The organism is Sulfurovum sp. (assembly GCA_020525365.1).
Classification (GTDB): Bacteria; Campylobacterota; Campylobacteria; order Campylobacterales; family Sulfurovaceae; genus Sulfurovum.
Genome location: JAIZOF010000001.1, coordinates 450,014 through 471,930, shown reverse-complemented (window position 1 = coordinate 471,930; position 21,917 = coordinate 450,014). Strand labels below are relative to the sequence as shown.

General features: G+C 36.3%; 20 protein-coding genes. 4 read left to right on the top strand and 16 right to left on the bottom strand.

Annotated features, from left to right (window positions below; all coding sequences use genetic code 11):
- Positions 1-29: 29 nt before the first annotated feature.
- The 3 genes from alaS to LGB01_02370 all read right to left on the bottom strand — a co-directional run bounded on the left by alaS (position 30) and on the right by LGB01_02370 (position 4,994).
- On the bottom strand, positions 30-2,606 hold the full coding sequence (alaS, locus tag LGB01_02380) for an alanine--tRNA ligase (protein ID MCB4753062.1): 2,577 nt from the start codon (positions 2,604-2,606) through the stop codon (positions 30-32).
- A gap of 106 nt (positions 2,607-2,712) precedes the next feature.
- Positions 2,713-3,792: a UDP-N-acetylglucosamine--N-acetylmuramyl-(pentapeptide) pyrophosphoryl-undecaprenol N-acetylglucosamine transferase gene (locus LGB01_02375; protein ID MCB4753061.1), complete on the bottom strand. Its 1,080-nt coding sequence runs from the start codon at positions 3,790-3,792 to the stop codon at positions 2,713-2,715.
- Positions 3,793-3,809: 17 nt separating this feature from the next.
- Complete coding sequence (locus tag LGB01_02370; protein ID MCB4753060.1) at positions 3,810-4,994, bottom strand: FtsW/RodA/SpoVE family cell cycle protein; 1,185 nt, start codon at positions 4,992-4,994, stop codon at positions 3,810-3,812.
- Positions 4,995-5,083: 89 nt separating this feature from the next.
- On the opposite strand from LGB01_02370, the gene LGB01_02365 reads away from it, so the two are divergent.
- Positions 5,084-7,108, top strand: a complete 2,025-nt coding sequence (locus LGB01_02365) for a penicillin-binding protein 2 (protein ID MCB4753059.1) — start codon at positions 5,084-5,086, stop codon at positions 7,106-7,108.
- A 35-nt stretch (positions 7,109-7,143) separates the two neighbouring features.
- On the opposite strand, the gene panC is transcribed toward LGB01_02365, so the two are convergent.
- Entirely contained in the window at positions 7,144-7,968 is an 825-nt protein-coding gene (panC, locus tag LGB01_02360; GenBank protein MCB4753058.1) for a pantoate--beta-alanine ligase, read from the bottom strand.
- 107 nt (positions 7,969-8,075) lie between these two features.
- Here panC and prfB point away from each other — a divergent pair, with 107 nt between their 5' ends.
- Complete coding sequence (gene prfB / locus LGB01_02355) at positions 8,076-9,170, top strand: peptide chain release factor 2 (GenBank protein MCB4753057.1); 1,095 nt, start codon at positions 8,076-8,078, stop codon at positions 9,168-9,170.
- A 151-nt stretch (positions 9,171-9,321) separates the two neighbouring features.
- On the opposite strand, the gene LGB01_02350 is transcribed toward prfB, so the two are convergent.
- The 8 genes from LGB01_02350 to LGB01_02315 all read right to left on the bottom strand — a co-directional run bounded on the left by LGB01_02350 (position 9,322) and on the right by LGB01_02315 (position 15,678).
- Positions 9,322-9,969, bottom strand: coding sequence for an ABC transporter ATP-binding protein (locus LGB01_02350; protein ID MCB4753056.1), 648 nt, complete (start codon positions 9,967-9,969; stop codon positions 9,322-9,324).
- A gap of 34 nt (positions 9,970-10,003) precedes the next feature.
- A complete protein-coding gene (locus LGB01_02345) occupies positions 10,004-10,675 on the bottom strand; it encodes a 16S rRNA (uracil(1498)-N(3))-methyltransferase (GenBank protein MCB4753055.1) in 672 nt (223 codons plus the stop codon).
- Positions 10,656-11,084 carry a hypothetical protein gene (locus tag LGB01_02340; protein MCB4753054.1) on the bottom strand — a complete coding sequence of 143 codons (429 nt, stop codon included), beginning with the start codon at positions 11,082-11,084 and terminating at the stop codon, positions 10,656-10,658. Before LGB01_02340 ends, LGB01_02345 begins: the two co-directional genes overlap by 20 nt.
- A 157-nt stretch (positions 11,085-11,241) precedes the next feature.
- The gene (locus LGB01_02335) at positions 11,242-11,823 is read right to left on the bottom strand and encodes a 6-carboxytetrahydropterin synthase (GenBank protein ID MCB4753053.1); all 582 of its coding nucleotides are present in this window, start codon (positions 11,821-11,823) and stop codon (positions 11,242-11,244) included.
- Between the two features lie 78 nt (positions 11,824-11,901).
- A complete protein-coding gene (locus tag LGB01_02330; protein ID MCB4753052.1) occupies positions 11,902-12,660 on the bottom strand; it encodes a 7-carboxy-7-deazaguanine synthase QueE in 759 nt (252 codons plus the stop codon).
- 103 nt (positions 12,661-12,763) lie between these two features.
- Positions 12,764-13,744, bottom strand: coding sequence for a GTP 3',8-cyclase MoaA (gene moaA / locus LGB01_02325; GenBank protein MCB4753051.1), 981 nt, complete (start codon positions 13,742-13,744; stop codon positions 12,764-12,766).
- A gap of 154 nt (positions 13,745-13,898) precedes the next feature.
- On the bottom strand, positions 13,899-14,399 hold the full coding sequence (locus LGB01_02320; GenBank protein ID MCB4753050.1) for a peptidylprolyl isomerase: 501 nt from the start codon (positions 14,397-14,399) through the stop codon (positions 13,899-13,901).
- Between the two features lie 46 nt (positions 14,400-14,445).
- On the bottom strand, positions 14,446-15,678 hold the full coding sequence (locus tag LGB01_02315; GenBank protein MCB4753049.1) for a glutamate-5-semialdehyde dehydrogenase: 1,233 nt from the start codon (positions 15,676-15,678) through the stop codon (positions 14,446-14,448).
- Between the two features lie 108 nt (positions 15,679-15,786).
- On the opposite strand from LGB01_02315, the gene LGB01_02310 reads away from it, so the two are divergent.
- Positions 15,787-16,548 (top strand): pyrroline-5-carboxylate reductase, encoded by a 762-nt coding sequence (locus LGB01_02310; protein ID MCB4753048.1) that lies wholly within the window; start codon positions 15,787-15,789, stop codon positions 16,546-16,548.
- Between the two features lie 68 nt (positions 16,549-16,616).
- On the opposite strand, the gene LGB01_02305 is transcribed toward LGB01_02310, so the two are convergent.
- Genes LGB01_02305 through tolB form a run of 3 tightly spaced genes read right to left on the bottom strand, consistent with a single transcriptional unit; the run spans position 16,617 to position 19,167 of the window.
- Positions 16,617-17,372 (bottom strand): tetratricopeptide repeat protein, encoded by a 756-nt coding sequence (locus tag LGB01_02305; GenBank protein MCB4753047.1) that lies wholly within the window; start codon positions 17,370-17,372, stop codon positions 16,617-16,619.
- A 6-nt stretch (positions 17,373-17,378) separates the two neighbouring features.
- On the bottom strand, positions 17,379-17,888 hold the full coding sequence (locus LGB01_02300; protein MCB4753046.1) for an OmpA family protein: 510 nt from the start codon (positions 17,886-17,888) through the stop codon (positions 17,379-17,381).
- 37 nt (positions 17,889-17,925) lie between these two features.
- Positions 17,926-19,167: a Tol-Pal system protein TolB gene (gene tolB, locus LGB01_02295; protein MCB4753045.1), complete on the bottom strand. Its 1,242-nt coding sequence runs from the start codon at positions 19,165-19,167 to the stop codon at positions 17,926-17,928.
- A 385-nt stretch (positions 19,168-19,552) separates the two neighbouring features.
- On the opposite strand from tolB, the gene der reads away from it, so the two are divergent.
- A complete protein-coding gene (gene der, locus LGB01_02290) occupies positions 19,553-20,962 on the top strand; it encodes a ribosome biogenesis GTPase Der (GenBank protein ID MCB4753044.1) in 1,410 nt (469 codons plus the stop codon).
- A gap of 168 nt (positions 20,963-21,130) precedes the next feature.
- Here the strand turns inward: der and LGB01_02285 are convergent, their stop codons facing one another.
- Positions 21,131-21,904 carry a DUF2202 domain-containing protein gene (locus LGB01_02285; protein MCB4753043.1) on the bottom strand — a complete coding sequence of 258 codons (774 nt, stop codon included), beginning with the start codon at positions 21,902-21,904 and terminating at the stop codon, positions 21,131-21,133.
- Between the last annotated feature and the right edge of the window lie 13 nt (positions 21,905-21,917).

Genomic DNA, 21,917 nt, shown 5'->3' with positions numbered 1-21,917 from the left:
AGAGAATATGTAAAAAACAGTCGTATGATTCATTCATTTCCACTCTCAAGTAATTCAGCTAGATAGGTTTTCGCCTCTTTGATTGCTTTAGTAATATTTTCAGGTTTCTTTCCACCCGCCTGTGCAAAGTCAGAACGACCACCACCGCCGCCGCCAACAACTGGCGCTATAGACTTGATCCAATCACCTGCCTTCACTGATGTCTCTTTGGAGCCTGCTGCAAGCAATACCTTCTCACCTTTTTTCTGAAAAAGCATAATGGCAATATTGTCATACTTGTTCTTAGCTTCATCAATCATCTCCTTGATATCTCCTGTTTCTACCTCATCAACAATGGTATTGATGCCATTCAACTCAACTGGTATTAATGCTTTTTTAGAAGAACTAAGTGCCGCCTTGAGCTCACCTTTAAGTGTCTTAATCTCCTCTTTAAGTTTACTAATACCAATAATTGGTTGTTGATTCTTCACTGCCTTCTTAATCTCTGCAATCTCTACACGAAGCTCTTTAACCTTTTGAATTGCTGCATAACCACAAATTGCCTCGATACGCCTAACTCCTGCACTTACGCCACTCTCTTTGGTAATCATGAAAAGCCCAATATGGGAAGTGTTATTGACGTGTGTCCCTCCACATAGTTCTATAGAGGCATCACCCATACTAACTACACGTACTTTCTCTCCATACTTCTCTCCAAAAAGTGCCAATGCATTGGAGTTTTTTGCTTCATCAATATTCATAATTTCTGTTTTACGGGGGATGGCACATTGTATTTTGCTATTAACCCAATCTTCTACTTTCTGTAGCTCCTCAACTGTCACTGCTTTAGGATGAGAAAAATCAAAACGTAGACGTTTGTCATCATTAAAAGATCCTGCCTGCGAAATATGATCTCCCAATACCACTCTAAGTGCTGCATGCAACAAATGTGTTGCCGAATGGTGTTTTTCAACCTCTACACGAGATTGATCAATGGTAGCGAGTACCTCATCTTCCACAGAAAGTTTCCCTTCCACTTCAGAGAAATTTATGTCTAAAAACTTCTTGGTATCTTTCACTGCTACCTGCTCATTACTGTTTACTACATTAATGACCCCATGGTCACCAACCTGACCACCAGACTCTGCATAGAATGGTGTTTGTTCCAGCATTACCCAACCTTTACCATCAAGGGTATTAACCTGTTTGAAATTTTTATCGAGTAGCACAAGTATTTTTGTAGCTATTGCAGTTTTTTCATAACCAACAAATTCATTAACACCAAATTTCTCCTTAATCTGCTTGAAATCACCTATTGTTGCTACATCACCGGTACCTTTCCAATTCACTTTAGATTGCAATTTCTGTGCTTCCATCTTCGCATTAAAGGTATTGATATCAAGCATAATCCCCTTTTCTCTAAGCATATCTTTTGTTAAGTCAAGCGGAAAACCAAAGGTATCATAAAGCTTAAATGCTACTTCGCCACTGAAAGTGTTGGTAGTTTTCTTAAGTTCTTGATTAAAGAGTTTAATTCCTGCTTCAATGGTATCAAAAAAGTGCTCTTCTTCAAGTTTCATTGAGGTCTCAATAGCCTCCTTTTTGGTCTTAAGATAGGCATAATGTCCACCTATTACTTCAATAAGTGTATCGACAAGCTTATACATGAATGGCTTACGTAATCCCAGAAGATATCCATGACGAATAGCACGTCGCATGACACGACGAAGCACATACCCGCGTCCCTCTTTGTCAAAATTTATACCCTGTGCAAGCAAAAAACTAACCGAGCGAAGATGGTCAGCAATGACACGGTAACTTGCTGAATTTGATAACTCATAGTTGTAAGGTTCTCCTATTAAATCACCAATAGCGTCAAGCAATGGTTTAAAAAGAGATGAGTGATAGTTATTAGTCACCCCCTCCTTAATAGCAACCACGCGCTCCAATCCCATTCCAGTATCAATACTTGGTCTTGGCAATGGATGTAGTTTCCCTTTCTCATCACGCTCATATTGCATAAAGACAAGATTCCATATCTCAAGAAAACGGTCACCTTCTCCACCCATTACATCTTCAGGAGAACTAAAGTGCTCTTCTCCTTGATCATAGAATATTTCGGAACACGGACCACATGGACCGGTATCACCCATTTGCCAAAAATTATCCTTGTTACCAAAACGGACAATATGCTCTTTGGCAATATGCTCTTTCCATATCTCATATGCTTCATCATCACTGTCATGAACGGTTACCCAAATTTTTTCAATAGGCAATGCAAGGTACTCTTTTCCTGTTATAAACTCCCATGCATAAGCAATTGCCTCTTTTTTAAAGTAATTACCAAAACTAAAATTTCCTAACATTTCAAAGAAGGTATGATGACGTGCAGTATAACCGACATTATCAAGATCATTGTGTTTTCCACCTGCCCTAATACAAGTCTGTGAAGAGGTGGCACGTGGAAAATCAGGAATGGGTGCTTCACCAGTGAAAATATTCTTAAACTGTACCATTCCTGCATTGACAAAGAGAAGTGTTGGGTCATCAGGGACCAAAGGAGAACTCTCTACAACCTGATGCCCTTTACTCTCAAAGTAATCTAAAAAAGTTTTTCTAATATCCATGGAAAAGTATCCTGTATACAAAATTAGGATATTTTAACCAAATTGTGGTTACTTAGAGGTGAAGAAAACATAAAAAGAGGTGTGGGTGGTAAAAAATTATATTACTTTATCTTGTAGTATATGTTTGTAGCAATGTGGCAATCTTTTGGCTTCCATTACACTCAACAATCTTCATTAACTCTTTACTTCTATCTGAAATATTTTCATGAAGTAGTGAAAGTATCTTCTCTTTGCTTATCTCATTCTCACGCATCATCCAAGCAAGTTTTTTCTCTACAAGGAACTTTGCATTGTGATACTGATGATCACTGACAGCATAAGGGTAAGGAATAAAAAGTGTCGGTAATGCGGTTGATACCAACTCCCAAAGTGTTGAAGCTCCAGCTCTTGCAATGGCAAAATCTGCCTCTTTCATATAGTCAGAAAGTTTGGTTGTAAATCCAAAAACTTCTGCTTCAATATCAAGATCAACATACGCATTCTGAATAGAATCAATATGATTTACTCCTGCTTGATGGATAATCTTTATATTGTGTTTTTTAAGTTCAGGAGCAATAGAGAGTGCTAGTGTATTAATAGCACGTGCTCCCTGTGAGCCACCAAGAAAAATAATTGTTTTAATTGTCTTCCTAATACGGGCATTATCAAAAAATACCTTTTTGACTGGATAAGCTTTAATAGGACTCTCCTTAAGATAGGAGGAGATAAACACATTGGCATAGGGCTTGAGTAATCTGTTTAGGGATCCAAGTGCTGCATTCTGTTCATGGATTACCAATGGAATACGTAGTGTTTTTGCTGCTATTGCTGTTGCTGCAGCAGAAAATCCACCTACAGAAAAAACTACTTTAACATCATGTTTTTTAAGTAGTCTTCGTGCCTGATATACAGCATGAAACATTTTCCAAAGTGATTTCAGTTTTCTAATGCCCCTTTGATTAACCACTCCTTCTGTTTCAAAAAAATATTTAATATCAAAGTCTTCATCATCTTCAAACCACTGCTTATCCTGTCCTTTAGTAGAGCCAATATAAATAAGTGGAGAAAAAGGAGAGAAAAGCGCTTTGTCTCCCTGAGGCACCTCATACTGAATACCCTTTCTAATATTGTCAGCAAGCTGCTCTTTAACCGCCTGAACAATTGCCAAATGTCCACCAGTACCGCCACCTGTCATCACTATACTCATACTTGTCTTCCTAAAAACTATAACATATTACCATGCATATCACGTGGTATTTTTTTTGAAATCATTAGCACTATCCCAATAGCAATAGAGGTTGCCAGTATATGTGAACCTCCATAACTCAAGAAAGGTACTGCAATCCCTTTTATAGGGGTGATTCCTGCAATACCGTATGCATTAAGAAGAAATGCAAAAGTAATAAGCAAGCCTATTCCTATACAAAAGAGATAGTACATAGGATTTTTAACCCTTGAAGCAATCTTAAAAATCCGAAAAATTATAAAAAGTATAGTCAGCACTACAACACTCATACCAAGAAACCCAAACTCCTCTGTTATGCCTGCCAAAATAAAGTCTGTATGTACCTCGGAAAGATACCCTAGCTTAAATTGACCATTTCCAAGCCCCTGTCCCCAAAGACCCCCATTATGAATTGCATTGAGGGAATTAGAGATCTGCCAAGGCTCTTTGACATTTGATTCTACTCTGAGATTCTGTATCGATTCAAAAGGAAAAAGAGAAAGTATTGTATCTTGTACTCCTATCCACCAGCTTTTGATACGTGCCATACGGTGTGGTGCAAGAAAAATCAGTGCCACAGCTCCCAAAAAAGCTGAAGAGAGCAGCATGAAAAAAAACTTATAGGAGCTGCCTACAAAAAGAAAAAGTGTTAAGAGAGCTGCACCCAATACAATGACCTGACCAAGATCCTTTTGAAAAATTGCAATAAGTACTACCGCAAAAAAGAAAACAAACAGATAAGGTGCGAACATCATTATCTCTTCCTGAAAACCCATCTTCTCTTTTTGTTTGAATTTGCGAGTAAAACTCCAAGAGAGAAAAAAAATAAAACCGACTTTAAAAAATTCAACAGGTGCAATGGATATTGATCCTATATGTATCCAACGTTTGGCTCCCCCCACTTCACTTACTAGTGATGCAGGAAGAGCCTGCATTATCGCCATCAAAAGGAAAAATACAATAAAAAGTGCCCAGCCAATCCATACAAACCATGTATCTGGATTAAATTTACTCAAAAAAACTATTACTGTAAGGCTAAGAAAAACTGCCGCTCCTTGCCTCATTAAAAAATGAAAGTCACCATAACCAAAATGCTGTACCGTATAGACAGAAAGAGAGTAGTCCATCACAAGTGAGAGCGTTAAAAGCATGACAACAGCAATAAGTAAGGGTTTATCAATCATTTTGTGTCCATAGTATAGAATATCAATTGAGTGTATTTTATCAAATTTAATAGATAACTTCGATAAAATTCTACTCAAATGAGGAAAAGATGAACCAAGAGATCAAAAATACAGCAATGCAACAACGCACCAATAAGATTACATGGCTCTTCATGCTCATCACACTTGCTATGGTTTTCCTTCTTTTTTCAGTTTTCAATATAATCTTATCTGATCGCCATATTCCTAGTCAACATACTACAATCCATAATCGCTCTTTTAGAGGATCCATTATCTCTGCAGACAATTATACTTTAAGTCACTCCTACAAAACCTATCAAGCTGTTATACGTGGGGAGAGTATTGACCCCAAGAAAAAAGAGATATTTATTACTCTTTTTAGTATCTATAGTGGTATTCCAAAAAATGAGATTCGCAAACGTTTCAAGGACCAAAAAGGCAGACAAATCAAAGGCAATATTGTCCTCTCTAAAACCCTCAATGCTAAACAGGCTATGCAACTTAAATCTCTTGCTTATAAATTTCGTCGGCTCAAAATTTTCCGTTCAGTTAAAATACATTCAGGCATCGAGGTACTTTATGGTCTAGATATTATTGAAATAGGGGAGAGTCGTCAATTCCCACTGCATGATACTCTCAGCCCTGTTCTTGGCTATGTTCATAAAAAAAATGATGAGCACTATACACGTCCTCAAGGAAAAAAGGGACTTGAACGTAAATATGAAAAATATATCATATCTAAAAAGGATGGCTATCTTAGAGGAAAACGTGATGTAGGTGGAAATATTATTTATGATAAAAATAGTATCAAGCAAAAACGTGTAAATGGGATGGATCTTCACCTCAATATATCTCTTGCATTTCAACGCCATATCGAAAAAATGATTGATACCATGAAAAAACGTATTGATGCAGAGGAGATACTCATAGGGGTTATGGAGAGCCGTACCGGAAAGGTACTTTCACTTGCGACAACTGAACGCTATGACCCAGACCATATTACACAAAAAGATATCCCAAAACTTAATTTGAAATTTACTGAATATCCTTATGAAGCAGGTTCGGTACTCAAGCCTATTACACTTGCGGTTGCCATTGATCACAAAGTAGTCACTCCACAAACATGGTTTAAAACTTACAATGGGCGCATGAAAATAGGTAAACAATATACCGTTACTGATGATGAGAAGTTTGATTCTTTAACCGCTACTGATATTATTGTACACTCTTCTAATGTTGGAATTTCACAGATATCTTGGAGGCTAACAGGTAAAGAGTTTCGAGACGGACTCCTTGCATTTGGCTTCTCTAGACCATCAGGTATAGACCTCTCTCGTGAACTTTCAGGTCGTATCAAATCGCTACACCTTCTCAACAATAAAATGCACCGTGCCAATAGTGCCTACGGCTATGGTATGCTAGTCACTTTTGCACAACTTTGGAAAGCTTACTCTGCTTTCAATAATGGTGGTATAGCGGTGACTCCTCGCATTGTAAACTATCTTCAAGATAGCATAGGAAGACACTTTATCCTTTCTCCATCAGAAGGAAACCTTCATCCTATAAGTAAAAAAACAGCACAACAGATTCATGAAATTCTCAAGGAGGTTGTTAAGCGTGGAACAGGGCTTAAAACCCAATACCTTGGTCTAGAAATTGGAGGAAAGACTGGAACATCACATATTGCTAAACATGGACACTATACACATGAGTATCACAGTAGCTTTTATGGTTTTGCAAACGACAAGAAGGGACACAAATACACAATAGGCATATTGGTTATTCGTGCTAAAGGTCGCTATAAATATTTTGCTTCTCAATCGGCAGTACCAACCTTTAAAAATGTAGTACGTATTTTAGTCGATCAAGGGTATCTAAAACCAGATTCGACTGCAGAGATAGAAGCAAAACAAGACACTCCACTATATGAAGACAGAGGGTCCTATATTAAAGTTTCTGAACCAATCCTTCCTCCATTACCAAAGGAGAAGACTTTGCCTAAAATCTTTAAACCCAAACCACAAAAGACTATTCTAATTCCAAAAAAAATAAAGCTCAAACCACATAAAACATCTATTATTGATATGGCAGAAGAAGCAGCAAATATGTTTTAGGAAATAGGAAATAATTTATTATATATCTCTTGAGGTCATATCCAAATATTATCAATAAGTCTCAGTTTTCCAATCCAAGCAGCAACTAAAATAATGGTATTACCAATCTCTATTTTTTTCAATGTATGAAATTCCCGATCAACAATAGTAACATATTCAATCTTGTCAGTTCCTGCAAGTACTTTTAGCATCTGAGTTTTAATTATTTCAACATCAAGCTCTTTGGACATCACCATTTTAGTTGCTCGATTGAGAGAACATGATAACATCAAAGCCCGTTTTTTCTCTTCTGTACTCATATAGGTATTACGAGAGCTCAATGCTAGCCCTTTCTCATCCCGTATAATCTCACATGGAACAATCTGTACAGACATAAAATAATGCCTCACCATCTGAGTAATAAGTGCTAATTGCTGGGCATCCTTTTTACCAAAGTAGGCATGGGTTGCTGAAGAGAGATTGAGTAATTTCATTACTACTTGAAGCATTCCATCAAAATGTCCTGGACGCTTCTCCCCCTCTAAGATATATCCAAGTATTGCTGGTGCCCCAATGTAGGGTTCGTCTATTGTATACATTTGATCAATTGTTGGCATAAAAAGAATATCTACTCCTGCTAATTCACATATCTTAGTATCAGTCTCTTCTTTGCGGGGATAGGTATCAAAGTCTTCTCCTTTTAAAAACTGTGTCGGATTAACAAAGACTGAAACAATCACTACATCATTCTCTTTACGTGCACGTTGAATAAGTGACAGGTGACCCTGATGCAGTGCTCCCATTGTTGGTACAAACCCAATAGTACCATGCATACTAGATTTTGCTTTCTGTAATGCTTCAATTGTTCGCGCAATAATCATCTCTAACCCTCTGCTTTGTTATTTTTTGGTAAAATCATATCTTATTAGTAAATAATTAATGATTAATGATTCTAATATTGTTAACCCGAAAAAGGATTTTTTTCATCATGGATACTTACGAATACAGCGAACTACTCAAATTACTTAAAACTAAAATGGAGAATATTACTAATATTGTTAAACCTGATGAACTCCAAAAGCGTCTCACTGAAATAGAACAAATGCAGCAAGATCCTGACTTCTGGAACAATGCTTCCAAGGCAGGAAAAATCTCACAGGAAAAGACCAAAACTGAACGTATACTCAAGACCTATAATACCGCTAACGATACTCTTGTTGATGCACAGGAGTACTTTGAATTGGCAAAGTCAGAAAAAGATGAAGAGACACTTGAGGTGCTCTTAGAAGATGCTGAGAATCTTGAATCACACATTAAGATACTCGAAGTACAAATGATGCTAAGTGGGGAGCATGATAGTAGCAATGCTATTATCTCTATTCATCCAGGGGCTGGTGGTACCGAGAGTCAAGATTGGGCAAGTATACTCTATCGTATGTATCTGCGCTGGGCAGAACGTCACAATTTCAAAACTGAAGTACTTGACTATCAGCCTGGTGAAGAGGCAGGCATTAAAGATGTGAGTTTTATTATTAAAGGAGAAAATGCTTATGGTTATCTCAAAGTTGAAAATGGCATCCATCGTCTAGTACGTATTAGTCCATTTGATTCTAACGCTAAACGCCATACCTCCTTTACTTCTGTAATGGTTTCACCTGAAATCGATGATGATATTGATATTAAAATAGAAGAAAAAGATATTCGTATCGACACCTATCGCTCCAGTGGCGCGGGTGGACAGCATGTCAATACCACTGATTCTGCTATCCGTATTACCCATATTCCTACTGGAATTGTAGTGCAATGTCAAAATGATCGAAGTCAGCACAAAAACAAGGCATCAGCAATAAAAATGCTTAAATCGCGTCTTTATGAATATGAAATGGAGAAGAAGCAAGCAAAAATAGATGGGGTAGAAAAGAGTGACATTGGCTGGGGGCATCAAATCCGTTCCTATGTTCTTCAACCCTACCAACAAGTTAAAGACACTCGAAGTGGACAGGCATTTACTAATGTTGATGCCGTTTTAGATGGTGATATTGACAAGCTACTTGAAGGCATACTGATTGCACAAGTACGATAGTGTCTAGTATAATATTTTTATATTATAGCCTTTTCAGTATTGCTCCTTTTATGGGGTAATATCTTGCAACATATAAGCCATAATCTCAGAACAATGCCAATACTTTTCTTGCTTGCTTTAAAATATCTAATTAGAGTGTGTACTATTTAGTTCAAACTGCATGAAGTGACTGATTGTGCAATCGATATATTTGATTACACCGATTTGCCAATAGATGGTCGTGCGTTACAAGCAACAATGATGCATTATTATGTTTTGTATAATCTATAAGCACATCCATTACCAGTGTTGCGGTTTCATCATCAAGATTCCCTGTGGGTTCATCTGCAAAAATAATACGTGGTTTTTTACTCAAGACTCTAGCAATAGAGACACGCTGTTGTTGTCCTCCTGAAAGCTCACCAACCTTTTGTGTTATCACATCAGTAATCTCAAGTTGTTCCAACAATACAGGGTCAATCTTCTCTTTAGCAAGAATAGTTGCAATCTCAATATTCTCTATGGCATTCATTCCCTTGAAAAGATGATGAAACTGAAAAATGATACCTATCTCATAGCGACGCATATTTTCAATGGTATGGGTAGTTTGCATATAAAGTTCTCTATTCAAAAGAGAGATTTTTCCATAATCGGGTCGAATAAAAGTTGAGCAGATGTGCAACAATGTTGATTTTCCCGAACCACTACGTCCGATAATTGCCATACTTTGTGTTGCTGCAAGAGAAAAATTTACCTCTTCAAACAACAAGGTATCAAAACGATGAGAAATTCCTTTTGCCTCTAAAAGTAATTGTGGCATAATGGAGTACCTTTTTAAAGATATTTTACCATAATCACACTATAAGTTTTGCAGCAATAGCACAAATAGCACTTTCACTTTTCAGTACTAATGGTGTCTTAAATCCAATAATTTTATTTGAGTGAAAGTATGTCAGCTCTTCTTCTGAAAACCCACCCTCACATCCAACAACAATGGTTGAAATAGACTCTGCTTCTGTATTAAAAGTATGTTCTGAGAAATTAAGTAGATAGCTTTTAGGATATGTCTTCAAAAATACTTCAAGACTCTCAACCATCTCTAGCTTCATCATAACACTACGACCGCACTGCTGTGAAGAGTTAAGAAGTATCTTTTTAAAACGTTCAAAGTCAGGTTTAAAGCTTTTTTGGGAACGCTTGCAATAAATAAAAGTAATCTTTTCTACCCCTATTTCATTAAGAGAGGGAAGTACTTTTTCGATATTCTTGGGGTCAATAATACACCAGCCAATATGCAACGTACGAGATGCCTTAACTTCAAATATCTCCTGTCTTTTCAAAGAGAGAAATGCTGAATTCTTGTCGATAGAAACCACCTCATAGGTATAGAGGTATCCATCTTCAAGATTTCGAAGATGGAGTATTTCACCAGATTTATGACGCCTAACTTTAAAAATATAGCGGTGACTATCTCCTGTTAATGTCAAAGTAGAAGCACTTGCCTCTTTATGATAAAGATACAACACCTTTGACTTCCATTATCTTGAGCGCAACCATTGCTATTACTAAAATCACTTGTACAGAAGATACTTTCAAAAAAGCACTTTTTAAAAGTATATGTATCTCTTCATTATCAATATTGGTCATTTTAATTAGTTTATACTTCTTAATCTCAACAAACATTAACAGTACCCAAATAATAGTCATCATTATTACACTTAATGATATATCAAAATTACCCATAACAAACAAAAGAATCCCTGTAAAAGCAATCATTGTTACAATTGCCTGAAAAATCATTGTATAAATAAAACTTGCTTTTTTGAACCCTGCTGAGTTTTTTTTCGTTACAAAAGGAATAAAAAATCCTACAACCAAAAAGCCCAAAAAGACCTTTATTAAAATACTATGTGAAACTACAATTTCTGCTATCATGAATTTACCTTACCGTTTATAATATAGAGAGATAAATGGCTAATACCAAATATCACTTTTTAATAAAAGACCTGAAAGATCATCATCTTTCACACATCACTGCTGTCCAATAACTGCTTCTTGTTATCTTATCTCCTTATTGAATTTTACTTGTCAATTAAACTTTATCTGGATTCATTATCGATTCTCTCTTCAATAGTTTTGTCCACAGGTTACTGTCTGTCCATTCGCATTTAATTTGTTCGGAAAAGATAATCTGATTGAGTTCTATTGTACCCATTAAATCACTATAAGCATCTTTTTCAAACGCTTGTGCATACCCGGTATCGGTTTCATGAACAATAATACTATGGACTTTTACTTCCTGTTCCCCGTTACGCATCTGCGTACATACCAAAATCCGCTCAACCATTAAGTATATCACACGAGAGAACTGCTCTGCAGAAGGGGAAACTGGTAGCTCTATCCAACGGCTGGAGTATTTTTTCATCGCCTTAAGATACATAGAGTCATCACCATTCCAAAGCGTAATACTATGATCAAATGCATCAATAAGCTCTTTAATATAGAGTTTCATTAATCCAAAATCATAGACCATCTGCCCATGATCAAGATAATTTGATTCTAATAGTACTTCTATTTTATAGGAATGTCCATGAATATTTTCACTACAGCGACGGGTAGAACATCCTCTAACAATATGTGCATTCTCAAACTTAAAAAGTTTTCGTATAAGCATTATTACCTCTTACTCTATTTTCAAACCCGATTGTAACCAAGCTAGCTTAAGGTATAAGGCAAGATAGCCAATACAATATTATACACCTTGTGTCGTATCAAATACTCTAATATGTAATCTATCACTATAGTGGAAATTATGCTTCATGCAAAACTCAAATACCTCTTTATCATTTTGCCAAATAACATCTCTACTCTCACCTACAGGCATACAAAAAATATCAAGTTCAGGAAGGATATCACGTATCTTATCAATCTCATCGAATGCAGTCATTCTAACAAGCTTTGCATCAATAGTGAATTTCAAGAAAGATTCTTGGGCATGAACATATATATTTCTAAGTGCCTGCAAACATATACGTTTCTCTTTTGGCTCACCAGAATTGGTAAGCTTAAGTGAAAGAGCAAAGACACAGAACTTATAGGCAGGGTACTTTTCAAAGTCTATCTCAATGGTACCATTGGTCTCAAAAGTAATACGTGTCTTTTTTTGTATTAACCATTCAATTGTTTCATAAAAAGCCATATCACTATGATATATTAACGGTTCACCACCAGTAATCACTACATCGGGTGTGTACCCTATGGTTTTAAACTCCTTTTGAAGTTTATCTATGAGTATACTACTCTTCTCTATCTTCTGCCACTGTTTAGCAAAAGTACTATCAACAGAAAAATAGGTATCACATCCCAAACGTACCTCACCATCAATCTCATATTTTGCCCCAAAGCCTTTACAAGAGAGATTGCACCCACCAGTACGAAGAAAATAAGAAGGCACACCTGCATACTTACCTTCACCTTGGATAGAAAAAAATTGTTCAGTTAGGTAAAACAAAAAGTGACCTTTTGTTTTGTGGTATATTGATTGATAAAAATCTGTATGCATTCACTTTTTATGCTTAACCCTTTCCTCTCAATTTGGTTACATAAATACACAATTATCCTCCTGTCTCATAAAAAGCACGTGAAGAAACCTCTTGTACTTCCTCTAACTTATTTTCTGTCCACCGGTTCTCTTTAGGTTTGTCTTTGAGAACTTGCGAAAGTATTTGTGATGCACTCTCAATATTACCTTTTTTAATTGCATTAGCAATACTCATTGCTTCATCAAAATAGAGACATGGTATAAGATACCCTTCTGCTGTTAATCTAATACGATTACAACTTTCACAAAAATCATGCTTATGTGGGTCAATCAATCCAAACTCGTAACCATTCTCTTCAATCACATAATTAAATGATGGGCTCGCCCCTTCACGTCCAAGTGCACGAATAGTATATTTCTCTTTAATCTTCTTTAAAATCTCTTTTCCATGCATTCCCTTGAGACTCTCATCGGCATAGCGGTTCTCCATATACTCAATAAAACGTACTTTCATATTATGCTTACGGCAGTAATCAAGAATATCCACTATCTCATCATCATTCATTCCTTTAAGTGGCACCATATTTATCTTAATCTTCAAGCCCACTTCTAGTGCTTTATTGATTCCTAGAAGTACATGAGAGAGTACATCTTTTTGAGCAATTTTTTTTGCTGTGTCAGTCTTCAATGAGTCCAAAGAGATATTGAGTCTCTTTAGCCCCGCATCTTTAAGCCTTTGTGCTGCTTCTGGCAAAAGAAAACCATTGGTTGTCATAGCAAGATCAACATCTGGATTATGGGTATTAATCATTTTAATAAAGACATCAAGATCTTCACGTAACAATGGCTCTCCGCCAGTAATACGAATCTTGCTTATTCCCTCATCCATTGCTACTTTAATAAATAAAAAAAGTTCCTCAAAACTAAGAAGATTCTCTTTGGGTACCCATGAAAAAGGTTTCTCTGGCATACAATACTGACACCTAAAATTACAACGTTCAGTCACTGACACTCTTAAATAATTAACGGTTCTACCGTGTCCATCTATTAGCATAATTATCCGATTCTATTGATTTTTGTAAGGGTAGCAAAATGTAGATAAAAAGGAGTAGAAAAGCTCATATGCAGGCTTATGAACTGAATACTGTGAGACCATATTAGTATTTAAACAATACGGTCTTCTACCAAAGAGGGTTATAAAAATATGATTAATGACAACCACATCCTGAGCCACAGCTTCCGCCACCCACTTGTCCTGTGGCTGCCTCTTCTGCTGTTGCTTCTCTTGCAGAAAGAATTGTAACTGAGAACATCAAATCTTTACCTGCTAATGGATGGTTAAAGTCTACAGTAACCTCTTTATCATTAAATGACTTGACAGTCACCTGTACAGTCTGTCCATCCTCGCCCTGTCCGTAGAGTGTCATGCCTTCTTTGAGTTCCACACCTTCAAACTGCTCGGAAGGAAGCACCTGTATCGCTTCAGACATTACTTCACCATATGCATCTGCTGCCTTAACAAGAATATCTGTGTTTTCACCCTCTTGCATACCAATAAGTACTTTTTCAAGACCTGGGACAATTTGTCCTTTTCCTGTAACAAATTCAAGTGGCTGTGCGCCCTTGTTTGTATCTACAACCTCTGTAGTGCCTGCCTCTTTTACTTCGTACTCGATGCCTACAACACTATTTTCTTTTTTGATTGCCATTATATTTCCTAATTTATTGAGTTTACGGTATTCTATCTAACAAAACTTAACGTGTTTCGCCATATCCATAAATCTTGTACTTATAAGTAGTCAATTCACTCACACCCATTGGTCCTCTCGCATGAAGTTTGTTGGTACTAATACCCACTTCTGCTCCAAAACCAAACTCGCCACCATCTGTAAACTGTGTCGAAGCATTCAAGTATACACAAGCTGCATCCACTTCATTAAGAAATTTTTCAGCTATCCTATAGTTCTCAGTAATAATTGCTTCAGAGTGTTGTGATCCATATGTTTCAATATGCAAGATTGCACCATGAACACCATCAACAACCTTAATACTTAAGATATTATCAAGATACTCTGTCTCCCAATCTTTCTGTGTTGCTACTTCCATATTCATAATTTTACATGTCTTTTCGCATCCTCTTAAGATTGTTTCATGAGGACTGAAGGTTTCAACAATTTTTGGAACCACCTCTTGGGCAACTTGTGCATCAATCAGTAATGTTTCTACTGCGCCACAAATTCCTGTACGACGACATTTAGCATTGACAATAATCTTAAGTGCCTTATCTATATCGGCATCTTTGTCTATATAGGTGTGGCAAAGTCCTTTGTCATGTTTGACTACGGGCACAGTTGCATTCTCGCTCACATAACGAATAAGAGATTCTCCTCCTCTAGGAATAATCAGGTCAACATATTTATCCTGTTTAATAAGCTTTGCTACCCCCTCTCTGGAGCTATCGGGCAAAAGCGCAATAGCAGCTTTGGGTAGTCCATTTTTTTCTAGGACTCCCTGAAGCACACTGGCAATAGCATGGTTAGAATTCTCTGCCTCTTTTCCTCCCTTTAAAATAGCAACATTACCACTCTTAAAACAGAGTGCACCTACATCGGCAGTTACGTTAGGACGAGACTCATAAATAACACCAACAACACCAATAGGTACTGTTACTTTTTCTATCTTAAACCCCGCATCAGCAAACCAACCATCAAGTACTCGACCTACAGGTTCTTTTAGTGTGGCAATCTCTTCAATGGCTGCTGCTATTGCCTCAAGACGTTTTTCATCAAGAAAAAGTCTATCTTGAAGCGCGGAAGAGAGCCCATTTACATGGGCTTGTGTCATATCAAGCTTATTGGCTTTGAGTATTTCAGATTCCTGATCACGTAGTGCCTGTGCCATATTTTTAAGAATATGATTCTTCTCTTTTCCACTCAGTGTTGCCAATATACGTGTTGATGCTTTAGCCTGCTGTAAAAAATTTTCCATCTTATTATCCTCAAACAATAGTAGTGGCGTCATTATAACAGATTTACCCACCTTCCTCAACAATCTGTGCTATAATCTTTCATATAATTTTATCAAAAGTGAGATTTTATGCAAACCATCACATTTATAGGAAATGGTGCTATGGCATTAAGTATTGCCAAAGGGCTAAAAGAGCAATACAGTATCGAAGTGGTTGGACGCAACATGGAGAGACTCAATGCATTTGAGACTGCGCTAGGAACAAAGATTAAAAAATTCCTACTTGAGGAATTCAATATTACCGACAAGACCATTCTTCTCTGTATTAAGCCAGGTAATCTTGAAAATGTATCAAAGTTACTAAAAGGAGAGGCAAAACTTCTTCTTTCTGTACTTGCTGGTACCTCTATAGATAAACTCAAAAAAGAGATTAAAAGCAAATCGGTTATCCGCGCCATGCCCAATCTTGCTGCTAGTGAAGGAGCATCTATGACCACACTCACTGGTGACATATATCATCGCAAAGAGGCAGAAAAACTGATGCGTAGCATGGGAGAAGTTTTATGGCTAGAGAGCGAAAAAGAGATCAATATTGCAACAGCACTTTCAGGTTCTGGTCCTGCCTATTTAGCACTTATTGCTGAAGCATTTACTGATGGTGCAGTTAATCAGGGACTCAAGCGTGAAGATGCCATAAAAGTAATGCAAGGACTTTTTGCTGGATTTGGAAAACTTATAACAAAAATGCACCCTGCACTTCTGAAGGATAGTGTTATGTCACCAGGAGGTACAACGGCTGCAGGGTACGGCATGCTAGAAAAAGGAAATGTGCGTGCTTCGTGTATGGGGGCTATAGAGAAGGCTTACCAGAAAGCATGTGATCTTTCATAATAGCAATCCCATGTATTAGTGTATTTGTAGTCTACTACACAATACATAAAAAAAATGGGGGCTTTTTTCTAAATCTTCATTAGCCTTTTCTTTGCTATAGTAGTAGATTTTCTACCTGGGTAATTCTCAATCACATTCTCATAAAAAATACGTGCCTGCTCTTTTTCTCCTGTTTTATCTAATGAGATAGCCGTATGAAGCAACAGGACATCCATATATCCTGCTTTATCGTGTAAACTCGCACTTTTCTTATAGTAGAAAATTGCACTACTGTACTGTTTGGTATAATAAGCAATCTCCCCTAGATAATAATTAGAGGCAGCAGATTTGTAGCCTTTTTTTACCGTTAAGTAAAAATGGCGTCTAGCTTCATCGTATCGCTTTTTGACAAAAAGCCTCACTCCTTCACTATAGAGAGCTGAAGCAGGCCTTCTGTTAAAATCCTTTTGTGATGTAGCTATTTTCTTCTTTTTCCTTATGGTAAACTTTCCTAAATTAACTATCTTCTCAAGATCTGACTTGCTTACGTAATTGTTATTGATTTCATCAATCATGTTTCCAAGATCTTTAATCAGCTTCAGTGTCTCATCACTCTCCCCATGTTGTGGTATCTGTTTTTTTACCACTTTCCTCTTAGCTATCTGAGAATTCAACCCTTCGATAAGTGAAATTAGCCCATCAATACGCTCATTCTGCTCCGCAATAATACGTTGCATAGCAAGAATCCTCTGATGGTTCTGTTCTGCTAAATCACTTCCGAAAATAGCAAATAGCTCTGATGATAGTATCATGCTAAAAAATAAAAGAAGTTTTAGAGGCATCATACTACACTACTTCACAAAACGAAAATCAACTCTACGATTTTGGGCATAACATGCATTTGTCTGTTCTGTGCACGCAGGATTGCTTTCTCCATAACTAACCATAAGTATCTGTGAGGCAGATATGCCCTGAGCAATAAGTGCATCTTTAACTACTTTGGCACGTTTAAGTCCTAATGCGTAGTTATACTCGTCAGTACCAAACTCATCACAGTTCCCTTCAATTTTAATCTTTTTACCATTTGCTTCTCGTATTATGGTAACATTTTTAGTAATTACATTATCCATTTTCCCATTGATGACATAAGAGTCAAAATTAAAATAGAGACTCTGAAAACTATTACCACTACTATTATAGGGTTTGCTACTATATCCACTCTCGTCGATATTTATTGTATCAGCATTATATACATTACTTTCATTGTCACCTCCTTGAAGCTCAGGATCTTTAGTACATCCTGCCAAAAAGAAGATGAGCAATGTTATAATAGTTAAACATTTTCTATTACATTTTATCATTTTATTTATCCTTTACTTTGTTTATTCTTTATTTTGTTTACCAATCCAGTGCCTGTATTTTATGTCCGCCAAGGGGAATAAGTAAGCTTTGTTTACTCTGAAGATTGATATATCCTACAGAGAAACCATTCTGCGTCTGTTTAATATATTGCACAATACTTCCATTAGATGAAAAATGAGGAAACTGATTACTGCCTAATACTGTTAATGGTCTAGTTGTAGCATCGTTCATTGATGCTAGATAGATATTGAATGTATTACCTCTAAACACATTATTACTCTCTCTACTTGCATAAACAATACGACTACCATATGCGTCAACAGTATCATTATTTCGTCCATGGTACACTATCTGAGAAATAGCAGAGCCATGAATATCTTTCCTAAAGATATTGGCATATCCTAGACGATTAGATACAAAAACTATACGACGCTCATCATTAATATACTTACCATTAACATCGATACCATTAAAGCGAGTTATGCGTATCTTTCTGCCAGTTAAAAGATTGAGCTCATAGATATCAGGCTGCCCTGATGGTGCCATAGTTAAAAGTATTTTTTTTGTATTTTTGCTCACATCTGAACAGACTATCATGCCCTCAGATGAAGCAATTTTTGTTTTTGCTCCAGTATAAATATTTAAGCGATAGAGAGTTGGTATTGTTCCTCGCAATGAAGTATAATAGAAACTTCTCTGATTTTTATCTGCCCATCTTGGAAAAAGATTTAGTCCACCACTAATAATTGGCTTCTTGTAAGTAAATGTATAATCTGCCAATATAATTTTACTATGTTTGGAAGTCGTATATTGAGCAAAAACTACATAACGATTAATCCAGTCTATATTTGGATATTTTAGTATATTATTAATATCCCAAACTGCTTTATGCGCAAGAAAAGGCATCTTGGAAGACAATGAAATCGTATAGCTTTTCTTAAAAATCTCTCTACCTGTTGATGCTTTAAGAAGTCTTACAGAAAGCCTAACCCCTGATCCTTCCTGCATCGTATACTTGAGTACATATTCCTGTGATTTAAGTGCAGGATTAATTACATTTCCCTTAAAGCTTCCCTGATAGACTATTTCATCTACTAAAAAATGACCAGAGATTTTCAAGTCAGAGACAAGCATTTTAAAGAGTTGCTTATTTGGAAGCACAGAACTATCTTCTAACGCTATTTTAGTTCTATGCTCTACATCTTTTTCAATAGTCAATGTTGCATCAAATTTTGCATGGAGACTTAATGCAATAAATAGAAATAGAAGGTATCGCAAATATTATCCTTTAGCAAAATCTATTATTTTCTAAATTATAAACTTTAGTATGCATAGTGCATTGTAGCAAGGCAGAGTTAAAATACTCATTAATCAACATCAATACTTTTATATTATTGTGAAAAAAATCTTTAAATAACTTAATATAAATAGTAGATCTTTGACTAAAATTTTTTACCATTTAATTAAAAGACCCATGATAGGAGGAAGATAATCAAACCTATGCTACACTGTCACAAGAAATCATAGATTTTTCCACCCATATATTTTGAGAAAAGTTTAATACTTTGTTACAGAAAGTGGATATCATAATGGATTTATTAACCATAAAAAAATTTTAATATCTCTTCCAATAATTTGAAGAAGATTTGAAAGAATTATCTATATGCAAAAACAACCACTTAAAAAAGTTGCCATACTTGGACGACCCAATGTAGGAAAATCTTCTCTTTTTAATCGTCTTGCACGTCAGCGTGATGCTATCACCTCTGATGTAAGTGGCACAACTCGCGATATTAAAAAACGTATTGTAACTATCTCAGATAATCGTAACTTTGAAGTACTTGATACAGGAGGGATAGACTACACTTCTGAACTCTTCTCCAAGGTTGCTGATTTCTCATTAAAAGCAGCAAAAGAGTCTGATGTAATCATTTACATGGTCGATGGTAAGAGTATTCCAAATGAAGAAGATAAAAAGCTCTTCTACAATCTTCAGAAACTGCACAAACCACTAGCACTTATAGTTAACAAAATTGACAATGACAAAGAAGAAGAACGTTACTGGGAATTTTTAGAGTTTGGTGCAGATGCTACTTTCCCTATGTCTGTTAGTCATAATCGTTATTTTAATAATTTTTATAACTGGTTGGAAAATTATATTCCTCAACATGAAGAGAAACCTGAACTTCATCTTGAGGCAACTGAGGAGAAGGATCCTTTTGAGAAGTGTATCTCAGATATCTATTTTACCAAAGAAGAGAGAGAAGAAGATAAAGAGATTAGTATCGCTATCATCGGACGAGTCAATACCGGTAAAAGCTCATTACTTAACGCGCTACTCGGTGAAGAGCGCTCTGTGGTCTCCAGTATAGCAGGAACAACCATTGACCCTATTAATGAAAGTATTGAGTATAATAGCTACAAAATCACCTTTGTTGACACAGCGGGTATACGCCGACGTGGGAAAATTGTAGGTATTGAAAAGTATGCACTTGGGCGCACTGAAGCAATGCTTGAAAAAGCTGACATTGCTCTATTGGTAATCGATGCAACCGAAGGAGTACTAGAACTAGACGAACGTATTGCAGGACTTATAGAAAAATACCGTCTAGGTGCACTTATTGTTATTAATAAATGGGATATACGTGAAGAAAAAACCTATGAAGAAGTGGTCAATAATATCCGTGATGAACTAAAATTTCTTCACTATGCACCACTCATTACTATCTCTGCAAAAACTGGTATGCGGGTTCATAAAATACTTGATCAAACTATAGCTATCTATGAGCGATACAAACAGCGTATCTCAACTTCAAAACTTAACGACACCCTACGTGAAGCAATGAATCGCCATCATGTGCCAAGCTATAATGGTGCAGTGGTTAAGATAAAGTTCGCAACACAATATGAGACAAAACCACCAAAGATTGCGCTTATCACCAATCGTCCTGATGGGTTACACTTTAGCTATAAGCGCTATCTTGCTAACTATATTAGAAGTAAATATGACTTTGAAGGTGTACCCTTAGATATTGTAGCACGCAAGCGTGGAGAAAGACTAGAAGAGGAATAGTGCATATGTTTGAGTAAACCAGTAGACAAGAGTCAAGAGTAATACTTTAAGTTTGGAAGAAGAAGTATAAGCAAAATATTATTTATATGCCAATAAGAATAAGAATTTCAAAAGGTACGGATCGTAAGCTTACCATAATAATATAGCAAGAGAATAAAAAAAGAGGCTTTAATTGCCTCTTCTATTGCCTCTTCTGTTGCCTCTTCTGCCTTCTTTATGACTGTTTTTATTTTCATTAGAAGAATTAGGATATTCAGGGTGGCAATAGTTTACATCATCTACTACACCAAGAGAACAGCAACCATTGGGTACTCCTTTATCCTTTAACCCGCGGTCAAATGCCCAGTAATGATGGTAGCTACCGTTACGCAAAAAATTAAAAACTGCTACAATATCAGAAGCATTTATGTTTTCTGCAACTTTTATAAAATTATCCAAATCATTAATATCAACAACTTCTACTATGCACCCTACCTTCAGTGCATCAATTTCAGAAGCTGAACCCTTCGAGATAAGCAAGTCATAAAGATATTGAATATCAGCAATATCATAAACCCCAGCCTCCATATCTTCAATAGCCGTATTTTTGTAGTTAAGTGGTGGGGCATCAACATTAGTAAAGTTTGGCTGACTATTTGAAAAATATTTCTTGACTAAACCCTGAACAGCTTCAATATGTTTGTACTCTGAGTTATTGGCAATGTTAGTAAACTGTCTTATGCCATATTTTTCATAAAGTTTGTTGTAAACATCATAAGCTAGACGCTCTTCATTCCCCATATATGACAATGTATTGGTAAGCTCTTGGTTGAGTGTAGACCTTTCAGATGCAATAGCATCATCTACTGAAAAAGGTAAATTTTTTTCTGAACTATTTGCACACCCAATATATATAAAAAGAGTGGTTACTAGAAGCAACAATCCTGCTATTTGGTTTTTCATTATAAACTCCTTT

Bases quoted from the DNA above. Each gene is read 5' to 3' on its own strand.
- alaS (MCB4753062.1), bottom strand. From the start codon at position 2,606: ATGGATATTAGAAAAACTTTTTTAGATTACTTTGAGAGTAAAGGGCAT.
- LGB01_02375 (MCB4753061.1), bottom strand. From the start codon at position 3,792: ATGAGTATAGTGATGACAGGTGGCGGTACTGGTGGACATTTGGCAATT.
- LGB01_02370 (MCB4753060.1), bottom strand. From the start codon at position 4,994: ATGATTGATAAACCCTTACTTATTGCTGTTGTCATGCTTTTAACGCTC.
- LGB01_02365 (MCB4753059.1), top strand. From the start codon at position 5,084: ATGAACCAAGAGATCAAAAATACAGCAATGCAACAACGCACCAATAAG.
- panC (MCB4753058.1), bottom strand. From the start codon at position 7,968: ATGATTATTGCGCGAACAATTGAAGCATTACAGAAAGCAAAATCTAGT.
- prfB (MCB4753057.1), top strand. From the start codon at position 8,076: ATGGATACTTACGAATACAGCGAACTACTCAAATTACTTAAAACTAAA.
- LGB01_02350 (MCB4753056.1), bottom strand. From the start codon at position 9,969: ATGCCACAATTACTTTTAGAGGCAAAAGGAATTTCTCATCGTTTTGAT.
- LGB01_02340 (MCB4753054.1), bottom strand. From the start codon at position 11,084: ATGATAGCAGAAATTGTAGTTTCACATAGTATTTTAATAAAGGTCTTT.
- LGB01_02335 (MCB4753053.1), bottom strand. From the start codon at position 11,823: ATGCTTATACGAAAACTTTTTAAGTTTGAGAATGCACATATTGTTAGA.
- moaA (MCB4753051.1), bottom strand. From the start codon at position 13,744: ATGCTAATAGATGGACACGGTAGAACCGTTAATTATTTAAGAGTGTCA.
- LGB01_02320 (MCB4753050.1), bottom strand. From the start codon at position 14,399: ATGGCAATCAAAAAAGAAAATAGTGTTGTAGGCATCGAGTACGAAGTA.
- LGB01_02315 (MCB4753049.1), bottom strand. From the start codon at position 15,678: ATGGAAAATTTTTTACAGCAGGCTAAAGCATCAACACGTATATTGGCA.
- LGB01_02310 (MCB4753048.1), top strand. From the start codon at position 15,787: ATGCAAACCATCACATTTATAGGAAATGGTGCTATGGCATTAAGTATT.
- LGB01_02305 (MCB4753047.1), bottom strand. From the start codon at position 17,372: ATGATGCCTCTAAAACTTCTTTTATTTTTTAGCATGATACTATCATCA.
- LGB01_02300 (MCB4753046.1), bottom strand. From the start codon at position 17,888: ATGATAAAATGTAATAGAAAATGTTTAACTATTATAACATTGCTCATC.
- der (MCB4753044.1), top strand. From the start codon at position 19,553: ATGCAAAAACAACCACTTAAAAAAGTTGCCATACTTGGACGACCCAAT.
- LGB01_02285 (MCB4753043.1), bottom strand. From the start codon at position 21,904: ATGAAAAACCAAATAGCAGGATTGTTGCTTCTAGTAACCACTCTTTTT.